The sequence below is a fragment of the Paenibacillus sp. FW101-FHT12H11 genome (genome assembly GCF_058790355.1).
On sequence record NZ_JBYTCO010000006.1, the window covers coordinates 372,619 to 389,023 of the forward strand.

The 16,405-nt window shown below is 46.3% G+C and carries 13 protein-coding genes and 1 tRNA gene; 1 reads left to right on the plus strand and 13 read right to left on the minus strand.

Annotation, left to right across the window (positions count from 1 at the left end; genetic code table 11):
• Nucleotides 1-11: 11 nt before the first annotated feature.
• The 10 genes from AC3WTJ_RS21430 to AC3WTJ_RS21475 form a co-directional block, all read right to left on the minus strand.
• Nucleotides 12-1,385: an ABC transporter substrate-binding protein gene (locus AC3WTJ_RS21430; RefSeq protein WP_492523555.1), complete on the minus strand. Its 1,374-nt coding sequence runs from the start codon at nucleotides 1,383-1,385 to the stop codon at nucleotides 12-14.
• A gap of 89 nt (nucleotides 1,386-1,474) precedes the next feature.
• Nucleotides 1,475-3,076, minus strand: coding sequence for a response regulator (locus AC3WTJ_RS21435; RefSeq protein ID WP_492523556.1), 1,602 nt, complete (start codon nucleotides 3,074-3,076; stop codon nucleotides 1,475-1,477).
• Nucleotides 3,051-4,844 (minus strand): cache domain-containing sensor histidine kinase, encoded by a 1,794-nt coding sequence (locus AC3WTJ_RS21440; protein ID WP_492523557.1) that lies wholly within the window; start codon nucleotides 4,842-4,844, stop codon nucleotides 3,051-3,053. Before AC3WTJ_RS21440 ends, AC3WTJ_RS21435 begins: the two co-directional genes overlap by 26 nt.
• Before the next feature lie 245 nt (nucleotides 4,845-5,089).
• Nucleotides 5,090-5,314: a hypothetical protein gene (locus AC3WTJ_RS21445; protein ID WP_492523558.1), complete on the minus strand. Its 225-nt coding sequence runs from the start codon at nucleotides 5,312-5,314 to the stop codon at nucleotides 5,090-5,092.
• A 118-nt stretch (nucleotides 5,315-5,432) separates the two neighbouring features.
• Nucleotides 5,433-6,395, minus strand: coding sequence for an NAD(P)-dependent alcohol dehydrogenase (locus AC3WTJ_RS21450; protein WP_492523559.1), 963 nt, complete (start codon nucleotides 6,393-6,395; stop codon nucleotides 5,433-5,435).
• A gap of 122 nt (nucleotides 6,396-6,517) precedes the next feature.
• Nucleotides 6,518-9,181, minus strand: coding sequence for a winged helix-turn-helix domain-containing protein (locus tag AC3WTJ_RS21455; protein ID WP_492523560.1), 2,664 nt, complete (start codon nucleotides 9,179-9,181; stop codon nucleotides 6,518-6,520).
• A gap of 199 nt (nucleotides 9,182-9,380) precedes the next feature.
• Complete coding sequence (locus AC3WTJ_RS21460) at nucleotides 9,381-11,216, minus strand: UbiD family decarboxylase (protein WP_492523676.1); 1,836 nt, start codon at nucleotides 11,214-11,216, stop codon at nucleotides 9,381-9,383.
• A gap of 113 nt (nucleotides 11,217-11,329) precedes the next feature.
• Nucleotides 11,330-11,851 (minus strand): cupin domain-containing protein, encoded by a 522-nt coding sequence (locus AC3WTJ_RS21465; protein WP_492523561.1) that lies wholly within the window; start codon nucleotides 11,849-11,851, stop codon nucleotides 11,330-11,332.
• Nucleotides 11,852-12,335: 484 nt separating this feature from the next.
• Entirely contained in the window at nucleotides 12,336-12,989 is a 654-nt protein-coding gene (locus tag AC3WTJ_RS21470; protein ID WP_492523562.1) for a DUF1796 family putative cysteine peptidase, read from the minus strand.
• 88 nt (nucleotides 12,990-13,077) lie between these two features.
• Nucleotides 13,078-13,746, minus strand: a complete 669-nt coding sequence (locus tag AC3WTJ_RS21475) for a TetR/AcrR family transcriptional regulator (protein ID WP_492523563.1) — start codon at nucleotides 13,744-13,746, stop codon at nucleotides 13,078-13,080.
• A 146-nt stretch (nucleotides 13,747-13,892) separates the two neighbouring features.
• On the opposite strand from AC3WTJ_RS21475, the gene AC3WTJ_RS21480 reads away from it, so the two are divergent.
• Complete coding sequence (locus AC3WTJ_RS21480; protein WP_492523564.1) at nucleotides 13,893-14,915, plus strand: SDR family oxidoreductase; 1,023 nt, start codon at nucleotides 13,893-13,895, stop codon at nucleotides 14,913-14,915.
• An 85-nt stretch (nucleotides 14,916-15,000) separates the two neighbouring features.
• Here AC3WTJ_RS21480 and AC3WTJ_RS21485 read toward each other — a convergent pair whose 3' ends face one another.
• The 3 genes from AC3WTJ_RS21485 to AC3WTJ_RS21495 all read right to left on the minus strand — a co-directional run bounded on the left by AC3WTJ_RS21485 (nucleotide 15,001) and on the right by AC3WTJ_RS21495 (nucleotide 16,351).
• Nucleotides 15,001-15,471, minus strand: a complete 471-nt coding sequence (locus AC3WTJ_RS21485) for a CBO0543 family protein (protein WP_492523565.1) — start codon at nucleotides 15,469-15,471, stop codon at nucleotides 15,001-15,003.
• Between the two features lie 54 nt (nucleotides 15,472-15,525).
• Nucleotides 15,526-15,675 (minus strand): hypothetical protein, encoded by a 150-nt coding sequence (locus AC3WTJ_RS21490; RefSeq protein ID WP_492523566.1) that lies wholly within the window; start codon nucleotides 15,673-15,675, stop codon nucleotides 15,526-15,528.
• Nucleotides 15,676-16,278: 603 nt separating this feature from the next.
• A tRNA-Ala gene (locus AC3WTJ_RS21495) sits at nucleotides 16,279-16,351 on the minus strand.
• Nucleotides 16,352-16,405 lie beyond the last annotated feature (54 nt).

Here is a 16,405-nt window from a genome sequence, read left to right on the forward strand (position 1 = left end):
GCAACACGAGCTTATTTTTTTGCGCCTTTGATCGTTGCATCGGAGCGGGTTTTCATCGTTTCGAGCGTTTTATCAATCGCTTGGACGCCGAGTAAATATTTCTCCATTTCGTCCTTGTAGATGGCTTTCAGTTCTGTAGGGACAGGTACATTGTAAGCTGTCGGGAATGTGTAGCTTCCAGCGAGCAATGCTTTCAAGGAATCTTCATCGATTAAATCTTTGGCATCGCCGATCAATATAGAAGCGATTTTGCCGGCATCGGCTTTTTTATTCGTCGGGATTCGACCGCCTGGAACCATGGACATGTTGCCTTCTTGCAGGTACCAAGAAATAAACTTCATGGCGGCATCTTTGTTTTTACTGTTTTTGTTAATGGACATATAGTCGCCCATACCGCCGCCGGGGTTCACGTTGCCGCCGGCTGTGAATTGCGGATACGGAGCGAAAGCTACTTTGAAATCGTGAGGGAAGCTTTTCGTATCTTTGATATAACGGATGATATAGATTTGAGAAGGCGTCATAGCCGCTTTACCCGTCAGCAGCTCGTTCTGCACCGTAATTTTACCGGCGACGGCTTCGGAATATTTCATCATGATGCCTTTGCTCTCCAAGCTCTGTTGCAGCTCCAAACCTTTCTTCAGAGCGGGGCTGTTGAAGTTGGACGTACCGTCATCCGCGATGAAGGAGTCTTTGGCTTTGCCGGTTTGCAGGACAATTTCCCCAAAGGTGGATAAGGCGGGGTCAAGCATCGTGCCTTTACGCTCGCCTTTGTTGAGCTTCGCTGCAAGAGCGCTGAAGTCATCCCAGGTCCAGGCGGTGGGCAGCTTCTCGCCGGCTTCGTCTAATGCCTTTTTATTGAAAAGTACGGCACCGACGTTCTTGTTGGCAGGCAGATAATAATATTTGCCGTCGGCAAATTTCTTGATGTTGGCGCTGCCGATAACCCCTTCCACGTCAAAACCCGCTTTGGCAATCAGATCATCGAGAGGCTCTGCCATGCCGGCGGCTTGGCGCTTCGTCATTTTATCATCGCCGTAGTTCATATAAATGTCCGGTGCGTCTGTATTGGAGAGCAGAGCAGTCTCAAGCTTCAAGTTACCGGGATCGTCATTCACATAACGGATATATTCAACCTTAATGTTCGGGTTTGCTTTATTCCAATTGTCGACGGCTTCTTGCGGACCGCTTTCGGGCGGGACGCCTCCCCAGAACTTCAGTGAAACCGGCTTCTGGGCTTCCGGCGTAGGAGCTGCGGCAGCTGTTGTTGCTGTTGATGGTGCTACAGTGGCGGAAGCTGTGGGTGCAACATCGGTTTTTGCGCAGCCAGAAACGAAAACGCTTACAGCCAGAGCGAGCGATGCACTTACTCCAAAAAGTTTCTTCATGTGTTCATCCCCTTTTCTTTTGGTCATTCAATCGTATTGGAATCCTCCAGAAAAAGACATGCACGATTCTTTTCAAGTTAAGCATTATTCTATGATGTTCGGCCGCCGAAATACAATTTGCGGAATTCAGTAGGATACATGCCTTCGAGTTGTTTAAAGCTGCGGCTAAAATGATTCGGGTCGGTGTAGCCGATTTTTTCCGAGATTTCGAATATTTTGTAATCGGGATTTTTGAGCAGCTCTCTAGCCGTTTTCATCCGAACGTTGGTGATGTAATCCGTGATCGTTTTGCCGGTTTCCTTTTTAAATAAAATGCTTAAGTAATTTTCGGTGTAACCGACTTTGAACGCCAAATCGGCCACTTTCATCGGCAAATTATACTGATCCGTAATGATGCGCATGACGGTTTGAATCTCGGGACGCAGCTTTTCTTTGCCATGCTGCCGCTTGTAATCCATGAAGACGGGAATCCAGCCGATGAACCAATCCGCCAATTCCTGAAGCGTTTCCGCGTTCCGGATCACATGATACGGGTATTGATTCTCGTGAAGCGTCACGGAATAAATATCGTTGCCATCCGCTTTAAGGCTGCGGGAAAACATATGCAGCAGACTGAGCCACGTCTCGCGCAGCATAAGCGGCGGCACGTCTTTTTTAGCTAGCAGTTCTTGCGTCCAGTCCTTCAGCCGCTGCCTAAGTCCAGACGTATCCTGTTCGTCAATTCGTTTGCGTAAGTCTTCTTCGTCCCAAGGATCCGACTGCCGGTGTGCAGCAAGCGGTATCTGGTGGTAGGAAACGATGCACGAGCGTCCGAAATAAAACCGATAGCTAAGCGAATAATCCGCCTTCTCATAGGCTTGTTGAAGCAGATAAGGATCCTCTAGTGGCGGTGAAACACCGCAGGAGATGGAAATTTTCAGGAAAGTATGCACCGCGTTTTGCATTTCCTGCAGGACTGCAGGGTTCAACTGGCCGATGAGCACGCAAAATTTGCCGCCGCCGATCTCGAGCAATTCCCCATTGCCATATTTTTTTAAAATCTCGCTGAGCACATTCTTGACCGTGTAGGTCAGAAGCCGATCGCTTTGAAACCGGTTGTTATGCGTTAGTTCCTCATAAGATTCGATCTGGATCGCAATGGAGGACAGAGGAGCAGGGAAAGGCTCCAGTTGAAATTCAATGAATTCCTGTTCGATTTCTCTGCGTGAGGAATGGCCCAGTACGAGCTCGCGCAGCCGCTTTTCCTTTACTTCGCTGCTGTATTGATTCACTTTTTGCTCCAGCTTTGTATAAGCGGTTTGGCCTTGCTTCTCAATCTGAAGTTGTTCCTTAATAGCACGAAGCTTTTGCATAAGCTCGGAAGGTTGAATTTCCAGTTTTGTTATGTATTCTGTAGCCCCAAGACGCAGGGCCTTTTGCACATAAGCAAAATCGCTATGATTGGATAGAATGAGGCATTTCATGGCCGGCCAGCGTTCTCGGATGATTTGGAGCAGCTCCAGGCCATCCATGTCCGGCATGCGGATATCCGTAAGCACGATTTCACAAGGATGATTTTCCAGAATCGCCAAAGCTTCGAGGCCGCTCGCTGCTTCGCCGATCACTTGGAATTCCTCATTATTCATAGGAATAATCGTTTTTAACCCAATACGTACCAAAATTTCATCATCTACGATCAGAATGCGCATCATGAGGCTCCCTCCAGTTAAGTGGCAGTATCAATGTCAATCGAACACCTTCGTTCGGAGAGCTGGCGATGTGTATGCCGTATTGTGCGCCGAAATGCAGCTTGATTCGTTCATTCACATTCCGAATGCCGATGCCGCTGAACTTGACGTGGGGTTGATGAAGTTCGTTCTCCACTTGCTGGATTTTCTCCAAGCTCATGCCGACACCATTATCCTGCAGAAGGATGTGCAGCTTGCCGGCGACTTCCATCGCTTGGAGCTCGATGATTAGCGGAAAGTGGTTGCCGTGTAAAATGCTATTCTCGACAGCCGGCTGAAGCGTAAATTTCAACATTTCACAGTCGAGCAGCGATTCCGGAATATTGAATAAGAACTTGATTTGGTCATGGTAACGAATTTCCTGCAAGGAGAGGTAGACCTGAATGTAGTCCAGTTCTTCACGGAGCGTCACGAATTCCTGTTCGTTGCGCATCGTGAAGCTCAGCAGCTTGCCGAGTTTCGTAATCATTTCGCTGACGTGCTCTGCGCCCGAAAGAATGGCCATCCACTTAATGGAATTAAGCGTATTCAGCAGAAAATGAGGATTGATTTGTGCTTGAAGCGCCTGAAACTGCGCCTTCTGCTTGCGCTGCTCCTCATCGTATAAGTTTGCGATTAAAAGCTGCAGATGGCTGACCATTTTGTTGAAATTGCTGCCCAAAACCGCGATTTCATCTTCGCCTTTTACCGTGACCATCGTGTTGAATTCGCCTTTTCCAACCCTGTTCATCGACTTGGCGAGCTGCTTGAAAGGACTTGTCACGCGAAGCATCAATAGGATGAAAGCGATTGCAAATAAGAAAAACCAAGCGATGACCCAACTGATGGACTTATCTTTCTCGCGGCTTAACTGTGTGGCAAAATTCTTTTGATTCATCAGTTGAACCAGCCGCCAGCCAAGCTGGGGGACATAGGCGTCATTTACGAGATAATCCTGGCCGTCCAACGTTATTTTCTGAATGCCGCTAGCGTTTTTGTGCATGTCTTGGAGTGATTCTGAGGCTTTAAAATGACTTGATGTACTGCCGCCGAGCAAAAGCTTCTGGTCCTGGTCTAACAGAAATGAGATGACGCCGGATTCCTGCTGCTGGCGCAGCTCCTGCGCGTTATAGAAGAAAATCGGGATCGGAACCCCAATCATGAAAATACCGTAATTGCTCGTATATTCGCCATTTACTTGTCTGGTCATGGCAACGAGGTCTTGGCTGCTGGCCGCTGTGCGCAGCGTGTAGGGCACAGACCAGTAAGGAGAGCCGCCAAGCTGCAGGGTGGGTTGATACCAGCTTTCCTTGCGATAGGAGGCAATATCCGTCTTGGTGACCGCTGACCAGGTGGTATGCGTATATCCCCTGTTGTCATAAAGGCCCAAGTAAGCATCGCTGTCGAGCAGAAGGTCTTTCACGTTAGACAGCTTTTTTTGCAAGCTGGTCAGTTTAATGAAAGAGCTGTAATTATCGGACCAATCAGCAGGCTCCCGAAGGAATTTTTCAGTTTCCGGATCGTTGATAATAAGGCTGGAGGCTTTAATAATACGAACGGCTAGGTCGTTCATCATGTCTGCTTTTTGGGCTACTGCGGCTTGGTTAGATTGATTGAGCTGCATCTGGACGATAAGCTCAGAGGAATTGTAGAAACGGTAAAGAATGATGACGACGGGTAAAATGATGAGAACAAATAAGGAAATAAGAATTTTCCCGCGCAGTGTTTTGAAGGGACTTCGCAATAGATTCATGGCCGTCACCATTCCTGTATTTTCCTAGTAGGAAGAACTATCTCTATCATACAACGGATGATTCCGATCATGCCACAGAACTTGAAAGCGTTTCAAAAGATCAAAGAATTTGCCGTAAACGAAAAAGAATTGTGCTAGTTCGGGTAGATGGATGTTAAATTAAAAAAATCCCTCAAGGCATAGCCTCAAGGGAAGGAATTTTGCAGCTGAACTTTTTCGTGCCGCGGCAATATGTGAACCCGAGTTTATAAATTCACCTTGGATTGCACGATATTCTTAAGTACGTCACAGGAAAGATCCGATTTAAAATCTTGTATGGTATACAAAGCTTGATGCTCATCAATTCCTAGCACGCTTGTGAAGTAATAAAGCATATGATCATAGATTGAACCATAATCTTTAAGCTCACTGGGATTATCAGACAAATAGTGTTGATGTTGTTTGATGAGCTTCTCGGTGACTGCTTTCAAAGTGAAGTACCTCCAACGGATGATACAATCAATCTACCATATTTATTGAAGGGAGAACAGGGATATTTTTATGTTTTTCATTGTTTTTATCAATGGTTAATTAAGGATTCGATTTTCTTTATCCCACCGTAATGACAACATTGCCTTTTTTATGCCCAGTATCCACATATCGGTGCGCCTCGGCTGTTTGTTCCAAGGAATAGTGCCTGTCTATGACAGATTTTATTTTCCCAGCTTCGGCAAGCTCTTTGAGAAAGATGAGGTTTTCTTTCTTTTGTTTGAGCCCTGTTGCCGCAAAATAAGCTCTTTTGCCGCCAAATGTCGAGGTCCATGCCATCTGGAGCAGGATAGCGAGCGAAGGGACTGCTGAAAGGTAAATGCCATTTGGCTTAAGCGACCTTTTGCAGCGTACAAATGAGCTTTTTCCCACAGCATCAAAAATAATATCGTAGGTATGGCCGGTTTTAGAAAAGTCCGTTTTGGTATAATCAATAACATGGTCGGCACCTAGCGATTTGACTAAACTCACATTGACCTGACTGCACACTCCAGTAACTTCCGCCCCGTAGTATTTGGCAAGCTGTACCCCATAAGCACCAACCGCTCCAGAAGCGCCATTGATAAGGATTTGTTGTCCGCGTTGAATTTTGCCAATGTCCCTAAGGAAAGACAAGGCCGTTAAGCCTCCATCACAGACAGCAACGGCGTCTGCATAGGTCATGTTTGCCGGTTTAGTGGCTATCACGCCGGTTTCCGGCAGGCATTTGTACTCAGCATGAGCGCCGAAACCAGTGCCGGCAGTTCCAAATATTTGATCCCCTTTTTTAAAAAGAGTTACCCCGCCGCCTACTTCTTCAATTTCCCCGGCCAGCTCAAACCCGGGTATGCAGGAAGGTTTGGTCAGACCGCTGAACAGCCGTGTCATGAAAGGGTCGGCTTTTCGAAAAGCGCAGTCTGCTGGCGTGACGACGGTCGCATGGATTTTGATCAATATTTCATGGTCCTTTGGAATAGGTTTATCAACCTCTCTAAGCTGAAGGACATCGGGTGATCCATATTTTGTAGCTATGATTGCTTTCATAAGCACTCCTCCGAGATCTCGCGGATTCGGCCGCACCCGAATAAGCCGGATGTGCCGCTTGCTTCATCTATAAACAATATAGCTACAAGCAGGTATTACTGTGTAGATACTAAAGTATTGTTTTATTGGAACAGACCTAGCTCGCGGGCGCGGACAATCGCTTCGGTGCGCCTTTTGACTTGGAGCTTGTCAAAGATGCGTTGATTGTGCCCTTTTACCGTACTCAAAGCAACGAAAAGCCGCTCGCTTATCTCACGGTTGGAGAGTCCCATGGCAATAAGCTCAAGCACTTTTAACTCGCGTACGCTTAATGGTTCAATTAAGTTCTGTATAAGCGGAGGAGCAGGAGGCAAACAAGAGTTGTCCGCGTGAAAATGTTCCACAATTTCGGCTGAGGCTAGTAATTTAATCAGGTAGTCCTTCTTGATTCCATGCCTATCTGCTTCGGGAACCAGCTCTACGATTGGAATGCTTTCGTCAACAAAAAGCCGAATGTAACCGCCAGGCTCTGCCAACTTCAGCCCTTCAACAAGCAGTTTCGCAGCTTTTGGCTTGTCCCCGTTAGCATAGAGCACAGCCACCTGCAGCACCATTCCTTTAAGCTGTTCATCTATCGATCTGTTTTTAATGGCGTGCTGTCCTAGCGGCTCCATCAAGGCCAGTGCGGCTGGCGCATCGCCTAGGGCTAAATGTACCCGAGTCTGGCTGAAGGGGAGCTCCTGAGAACGGGCCAGCTTAGCAGCTCCCTCCAGATCGCCCTGATGGAGCAGTAAAAGCACTTGCATAGCAGCAACATCGGGTGCCCGGGATACGGAGTTTATCTTACGGACGTGCTGACCTGCTTTGGTTAAACAAGCCGCGGCACCGGCGACATCCCCCTGGGCAAGCTTGAGCCGCGTGAAAAAGAGTTCACAGAGAGCGTAGGTGTCTACGCTTTCTAGCTGCTTCGCTAATTGGAGGCTCTGTTGTCCGTGCCGTTCAGCGGCATGCAACTCGTTCCATTCGTAGTGTATACGAGCGAGTCCCAGATGTGCTTCGCAAGCTGCCGGGAGAGGAGGTTCGCCAGCCAACTGGATCACGCTCTCGTATGACTCCGCAGCCAGATGAAGATGGCCTTCTGCTTCTTGTATGCTGCCAAGGCCCGTTGTTGCTGCAATAGTGACCATGACCGATGAAGTCGATTGTCCGAAAGAGATGACCTCTTTATAGGTTCGGCTAGCTGCGGTGCGGTCTCCTAGAAGCTGATAGGCAAAACCGAGTGTCCAAGTAGTAGCAGCACGAACAGGCAAATTATCAGGGTGCAGCAACTCTAAAGCGCGGAGTGATTGGGTGAGGATGATGCCACTTTGATATTGGGGGATCGCCAACATAGCTCTTATGGAGGCGATTTGCCCTGCAAGGTCACGCGTTTTGCCGTCTGGTTTGACTTTTTTTAGTGCTTTTTCTGCTATGACCAATTTATGTTCCACGGTGCTGTTTTGTCCCGTAAAGACTAAAGCCGAGGCATATATCACTAACAAAGAAGGTCTGGCTTCCAGAACATTCGTGGGCAGAGTGGCCAGCCAATGTAATACGGGTGTCATCATACCGCGATAATGCAGCGGCATCCCGTTGCCTTCCGCTAGACGAGCAGCGCGGTCTATCTCTTTAGCGGCAGCTGCATGGTGAAAAGCTTCAAGCTCGAGACCATTTTCCTCGTACCAACTGCTGGCACGAAGGTGTAATTCGGCTTCGGTATCTTCGCCGAATGATGCAGTGAATTCGGCGTTTTGCTGCAGCCGCTTCCGTAGTAACTCAGCAAAGAGATGGTGATAACGGAACCAGCGCCGCTCGTTATCCAGCGGGATGAGAAAAAGATTGGCCTGCTCAAGCTGTTTCAACGTCTCTTCACTGGAAGACGAGGGAGCGAGGCGCATAACGGCATCACACAGAGGGGCGCAGAAGCGGTCGAGTATGGATGTGTGCAGCAAGAAGGTTTGAACGTTTTCCTTTTGTTTGTTCAGCACCTCTTCAACCAAATAGTCAAGAACGAAGCGGTGGCTGCCGGTAAAAGACTTGATGAAGCCTGTCGCATCATGAAGCCCATCCATGGAAATGGCGGCTAATTGCAGGCCGGTTATCCAGCCCTCCGTGCGCGATTCCAGCAGGGCGATATTATCTGGTGACAGGTTCAGCCCCATCGTCTGGTTGAGGAAAGCAGCAGCTTCCGAAAGGGTGAAACGCAAGTCGGCGGCGCGCAGCTCTGTCAATTGTCCGCGTGCACGCAGCCGGGCTAGCGGAAGGGGCGGATCTTCACGCGTAGTGATAACCAGATGCATCTGCGGCGGCAGGTGCTCAAGTAGAAAGATGAGCGCATGGTGGACCGGATCAGCATCAATGAGGTGATAGTCGTCGAGCACGAGGACGAATTGGTGCGGCATGCTGCTGACTTCATTGAGCAGCAGAGTTAGAACCGCCGATGCAGGCGGAGGATGAGGAGATTGGAGTGCACGAAACAAGCTTTCCTCAATATTCGCTCCAATGCTCTGAAGGGCTGCCGAGAGGTAAGACAGGAAACGGGAAGAATCGTTATCGCCCTCATCGATGGACACCCATGCGGCAGGCTGTTTGCAAGTTGTAAGCCATCCGCTGACTAATTGGGTTTTACCAAACCCTGCCGAGGCAGAGAGGAGGGTCAGTTTGCCGTGCAGGCCACCATTCAGCTTTTCAATCAGGGAGGTGCGAAGAACCATTTTAGGCCGTGGAGGGGGGATATGCAGTTTCGTATATAAAAGTGTCTGAGACATGAATTGGTAACCACCGTTCTACGCCATCCTTGCAGCGTTTGATTGGGTTTCGTTAAACGTGCTCGTCTTAAAGGACGACGAAATCGTTTATCCTTGGTATGTTCGACGGTGTTCATGCTTTTCCTTTGCCCACTGAGCTCCAAATGGAAACAGCACCACAACCGGATTGGTCGTGATGCTGCTTAATGTTGTGACAGCTTTACTTGTGTAAGCCGTTTAAACTGGCGCCATCGGCGAAGAATCGCATAATGTTCGTCTCAACGGTTGAATCCGGTATTAAAGGAGGCGCTTGGTGTGGTTTGATTCGGGCATCAATGACGATATTATCGCAAGCCCAATGTTTATTCTCATAATAACTGTTCACGCCATGAATATCATGGGACGGGTTGCTGCGTGTAAAAGTGCCCCAAACGAAATTATCGATGGATTCGCTCATAAACTGGCTGTCATCGCAGACGATGATCATCGGACAAGTTGGGAGCGGGCCTTTTGCCGCGATAGCCTCGCATAATTCGTTCAATTCCTTTTGCGTATCTTCATAACTTTTAAATTCAGAAACCTGAATGGCGACGATTCCTGGCATGACCAGATGAGCGTGCTCAATTCCTTTGATGTCATTGAAAACTTCAGGCACCTGGGTGCACAATTCTCTTTTTACATCCCCAACGGCCGCAAAAACAACTTTACTTCCGCTATTGAGCCCAGTACCCGAGTAATCAAGCGTATCGATGGTCGTATTGGTATGAAAATGAAGGTCGCGATGAAGATCCATTCTAGCTAAAATGTACGTTAAAAAATGCTCGACATCATGCGAATCCAGAGGCTGGCTCTCTTCCGCCGTAATGAACAAATATTTGGCCAAGCTCACTTGTCCCGTTCCTAGAATGCGATTGGCAATTGTGAGCAGCTCCGCCGGTTGTTTGACTTGTTGATAAGGGGTGTACCTTTCACTTCCGATTGCAAAAAGCAATGGATGCACACCCGCAGCATCGACGGCATGGACTTCTTTGACACCAGGAATTTCTTGCTTGATCGCATCCCCGGTTAATTCATGAATTAAAGCGCCGAACGCCGTATCCTCTTGAGGCGGCCTGCCAACAACGGTGAATGGAAAGACGGCATTTTTCTTGGCATATACGTTATGCACTCTCATGAGTGGAAAAGGATGTGTGAGGCTGTAATAGCCCAAATGATCGCCGAAAGGTCCCTCCGGCTTCGTTTCACCAGGATATATTTCGCCTGTGATAACAAAATCAGCATCATGGCTAATGCAATATCCATCGATATAGCTGTAGCGGAAGCGGCGCCCCGAGAGCAAGCCGGCAAAAGTGATCTCACTCATGCCTTCCGGCAAAGGCATCACGGCTGACAACGTATGGGCCGGCGGCCCCCCGATAAAAATGCTTACCTTCAAAGGAAGTCCCTTCTTGGTTGCTTTATCCTGGTGCACGCCGATGCCGCGATGAATTTGATAATGCAAGCCAATCTCCTTATTCAATTCGTACTCGTTTCCGCTCAGTTGAATCCGATACATCCCCAGATTAGAATTCATAATGCCCGGTTTCTCCGGATCTTCCGAATAGACCTGAGGCAACGTGACGAAGGCGCCGCCATCCTCCGGCCAGTGTCGAATCAGAGGAAGATCAGCGATGCTGACCTCTTCGAAAGCAGCTGGCAGTCCGCCGGATACTTGGAGCGGCAGTGCTTTCCATGCAGCGAGCCCTGTTCCGAAATGTTGCAAAGGGTTTTTCATGGCCTTCATAGGATCGCTCCGCAAAGAAATAACCTTTTGTACGCCTTCCCACGTCTGACGAAAAATATATTTGCTGCGCTCAACCGTGCCAAAAAGGTTGGAAACCGCGCGGAACTTCGAACCTTTTACATTCTCGAACAACAAGGCCGGGCCGCCGGCAGCATGAACCTTCATATGAATGGCAGCCATCTCAAGCTCAGGATCGACTTCTTCATGAATGCGAACCAAATGTCCGTTTTTCTCTAAATCCATGAGGCATTCTTCTAAATTTTGATAGATCATCATTTTCTCCAATCAGACAGCTTCCCCAAAGGTCTTATTTGATACTGTCATTTTACAACAAATATCGGCAAAAATAAAAACACGTCAAATCGACGTGTTGATCGAGCCTCCTTTTAAACAGGAAGCAGTTCATAGGCTAACTTTTTGATAACATCCTTGTGTTGCGGGTACAGCTTAAGCAGCTCTTCCTGGGAAAATAGTTCAAAATCCTGAAAATCAAATCCAGGCGCTACCATGCAGCCGACAAGCGAAAACGTATTTTTTTCCATGACCGAAGATCCGAAAATACAGTTTTTTGGCACCAAATATTGTGGGGTCTCACCATTATCTAAATGAAGGCCTAGCTTGACTTCCTCATACGTGCCATCCTCGTGAATGACATGAATCGTAAGCGGGCTTCCGGCGTGAAAATACCATAACTCATCCGATTTCAAGCGATGAAAATGCGAAACATCGTGAGATTGCAGGAGAAAGTAGATGCTCGTATAAAGCAGTCGTGAACCGTTGAATTCGACGGACAACTCTTGATCCGTAATTTTTTCTTCCGCTTGAAAAGTACGTTTATAATAACCGCCCTCGGGATGAGCTTCGAGTTCTAGTTTAGAAATCCAATATTCAGGGCTATTAGTAAGCATGTCATCAGTTCCTTTAGTTTAGTGTAGCATTCCAAGCTTGTATTATAATCTAGCAGGTCCGTGAGATCAATCATAGCTTGCTAGATAAAGAGTTTCAGATTGTGATTTGCACGGCACGGACGCGCTGTGGATGTATGTAGCATTGGATTTCGATTTCATCCAATGCCAGACGCGAGCGAGGGCCGCTGCCATCTCTATGTTGCATTTTATGCAATATTAAGGCCTCAGATTGGCTGCTGCCGCCATCTACGTTGTACGAAGTACAACGTAGATGGCTGAATAGCGCGGTTTTCATGCTATTTTGATTGAATTCATTGTAGTTTGTGCAATGAAGAGCGAGGTAGTGGGGGTTAAAGCTGTTTTATGTTGTACGGAGTACAACATAGGCATAGGAGCAAGGGGCAGGGCGTGGCTCAAGGCGGTCATGCGGAGTAATCAAAAAAACCGCGATCCGAAAAGGACGCGGTTTAATAAGGAACCCAGCTTACAGCCTTATTTTAAGTCCATTTAAAATATAATCCCATTCATTCAAATTGTTTGTACTTGGAATTTCAACAGCACAGACATGCTGCAATCCCCAATCTAATTCCTTGATTCGCTCTAAATTTGCAATAGGATTAACAATAAGTATTTTGAAATCGCCATTTGTAATTTCCCGCAAAACAGACTGCAATTCGGCCGTTTGTTCATAGGTGGCAAGGAGTCTAACAAAAAGCGAAGAGTGAGATCCCGCGGATTCTTCTAAAAATCGTCGAATGCGCAAATTCAATTTCGCTTTATAAACATGATAAGTGTAGTACCAACTCTCATTTTGAATAATAGGAAAGTCATGAACGGAGGTTACATTATAATGCGTGTCTTGGATGAAATAGGAGGGTACTTTTTGAACAACGGCTGCAAATTCATCGACATACTGTGAACTGCCCTCTATGACTCGCAAGTTGGGGAGATCCATAAATCCCTGGAATTTGTTAGCTAATAACCTATTTACATCCGTAAGCGATGTAGAAATAACCCAATCCAAAGGCATCGAAAATTTCCTTAATTTGTGTCGCCTAAGGTGACCTGCCGGGTCACAGTTCTGACCCAAGCTTGCAACTAAATCATACGTTGTTCGGCTGAGCTCTTGTAAGTTCATCAGATATCCTCCACCTTTCCACTATATATTAGATTCAAATCTAGTTGGAAAAGGTTGGATAGATGAACCAGTGTGATTGTCACTATTTTTACAAATTATCCCATAGTACGCGTCGGTACTTTTCGTCAAGATGATTGATTTGCGCTTCAACATTTACTTGATTCACTAAATGCTGATGTTCGGGGATGATAACTTCCAAGATCCTCAGCTTCAGGTAGTCTCTCATTATTTGCGCTGGTATGAATTGATGTGTAAACAGGAATTTGGGATTCACTAAAACAGGTAACATCGTTTGATCTTGTAATTGAAGCAACTGGGCATTCATTCCTGGATTAAAAACCCTATTGGCCATGCCGGATTCATAAAAAGCTTGAATTGCGGTGTTCCGCTTCGTGAGCGATTCGGAAAATTCCTGATATAGAGCCGGGTACACTTCTCTGAGTTCATTGACAAAGATATCAGAAGCTGAACCTGCTAATATCATGTTTTGGAAAAAAATTGAAACGAAATCATCAATGAATTCCTGTGGATGACTCGGTATTCGGATCTCCGATTTTTCTACAATGAAGTAAGTATAACGAGCTACGACAGCTTCAATCACCTCATCTTTGGACGAGAAATATTGGTATAATTTCCCCCTGCTAATGCCCATGATCTTGGAGATCCCATCCATCGTAAGTGACTTGAAGCCATTTTTAACAATATCATCATTAATTTTGCTAACCATTTGCGATTTCCGTTCGTGTTCTGTTACCATCCATTTCACCTCGTAGCATGATGTTATTACTATATCACAAAAGCATATTTTAGACAAAATGAACAAAAATAATTAAATTTGTTGATTTTGTTTATTTTCGCTTGTATGATATAGGGGAATAGCAAAATGAGTGGAGGGAACCTCAGATGATGAATAAAACGGTTTTAGTTACGGGCGGTACGGGTTTTGTAGCCGGTTGGGCCATTTATGCCCTATTAGAGCAGGGATACCAAGTCCGGACTACGATTAGGAGTAAAGCGAAAGAAACGTCTGTATTAAATACTCTCTCCGGCAAAGTAGAGGCTACAGGTCGATTATCTTTTTATATAGCAGATCTATTAAACGATGATGGCTGGGATGAGGCAGTTGCGGGCGTTAATTACGTTCTCCATATCGCTTCTCCACTAAGTTTGGGTGAAAGCGACGATTTGGACGCTTTTGTGCGGCCGGCGCGTGATGGTGCTCTGCGTGTGCTTCGTGCAGCCATGAAGGCAGGCGTGGAGCGGGTCGTGATGACGTCATCGCTTGCTGCCGCAACACCTGACATTTCAAATACAAACCAACAAATCGATGAGTCGCTTTGGACGGATCCGAATGACAAGCATCTAAACGACTATCGAAAATCAAAAGCCATTGCCGAAAAAGCCATTTGGGACTATATGGCTGATCAACAAAGTAAGATGACCTTAACTACGGTTCTTCCAGGAGCGATATTCGGGCCTATCCTTTCCTCTAACGTGCCGAGTTCGATCGAGGTTATTCAACGGGTAGCTTTGGGCAAAAACCAAGGGAATCCGAAAATTGGATTTGAAATTGTGGATGTACGCGACCTAGTGGACCTTCATATTCGAGCTATGACGGATCCAGATGCTGCAGGCCAAAGGTATATTGCAAGCAGCGGTTATATGTGGATGAATGATATAGCGAAACTTTTGAAGCATGAACTCGGGGAAAAGGGGCAGCAGATTTCAGTCAAAACGATTCCGGATATTATGTTAAAAAGCGCTGCAAAAGTGACACCTTCCTTACGGTCATTAGTGCCGATGTTAGGACGAAAATTTCGCTACACATCTCAGAAAGCGAGAAGCCAATTGAAGTGGAGTCCGCGGCCGGTTGAGGAGACCGTTCTGGATACTGCGAATAAGCTGGCGGAGTTTCAGTTAATTTAGTGGGGTAGGAGGATATACGGGAATTAGAGCGTGAGAGATACCGCATTGTCCTTTAGGGGGATGCGGTGTTTTTTCGTTTTAGTTACTAGTATTTTTCTTTGATTTTTTTGAAAAACCAGAGATAAAACCAGTATGAAATTAATAAAGTAATCGTTAATGTGAGGTAACTCAAATACCAAGTCCAATGTATGTATTTGATTAATTCGGTATGAGTCTCTAAAACGACTTCAATTATTGTAATGACCGTTGGAAAACTAAGGGTATAAATTGTTTTAATCAACCATGACTTTTGGTTAGGGAAATAGACGTTAAAAATGGCACTTACAGCAGGTAAGATGAAAAACTCAAAAGTAAAACTCGCTCTGTAAGCCATTTGCAAAATGCCGACAGGATACTCGATTAACCCGCCTTGTACAACTAAGGCCCCGAACAGCCAGGAAGGTACTTGCATAAATAGAAAGCTTAGAAGGGCTTGCAGCAAGTTTTTTCGGTTGATAAATATTAACAACAGAATCGCAGTAACGATCCAAGCGGACCAAAGGAGTATCGTATCCATGAGATTGACCATCCATGTTTGTAATACATTCATTATGATCCGAAAAGATGAGCTTTAATCGTTAAGAGCAAGCTGCTCCACTGGAGAACCCCAGTATTTCGCCGATCCATTAGCACTGTCTGCGTTCCTGCGCTTATCATCATGCGATGCATCCGCTGGGCGTATGATTTTCGCGGTCAATTTTGTTTTCTTTCTATCCATCATTTCATCTCCGATTTCATGCAGTATGGGACTGCTTCAAGCCTTTTTTGATGACTTTCACCTATAAATAGTATGTTTGGGAGGAAAAATGTGCTCTGATAAAAAGCAATTTTTTTCAATCGGATCGTTTATAAAAAATACAATAGAATTGCTTCGGGATCAAAATGAAAAACTTATTGAGGAAATGGAGTCACGAAGAAGGTATGACTGTGACCGTGGAGAGATTGATTCACTCTAACTTCCTGTAAATGAAAATTAGACCTACAGCTTTCTAGGGCTGTAAGTCCAATTTTCTTTATGCTCTAACAGTGGGGTGGTCTTTAGATTAACGAATTAAGATTAAACCAAGATTAAGTTTAGATAATTATTGTATGAAAAAAATAGCGGAGCCTAGGGGGATGTATGAATCCCGATTTAAATGGCTGACGAAGCAAACTCGACGAGGCCAAGCCTAGCGGAAGATTCAGACGCCGTGCTCCTACACTCGAAGACAAGCTACGAAGTCCATCATCCGTTCCGTCCGCGCGGGCGAACCCAGCGGGGTTTTCACCCCCATGGTCCATACAAAAAAACCTCGATCCCAAGGGATCGAGGTTTTTACTTGTATGGAGCCTAGGGGGATCGAACCCCTGACCTCATCGCTGCCAGCGATGCGCTCTCCCAGCTGAGCTAAGGCCCCGAAATGACGTGTATTAACGTCGACTTTTCGTATTATACATGAAATATTTGAAGC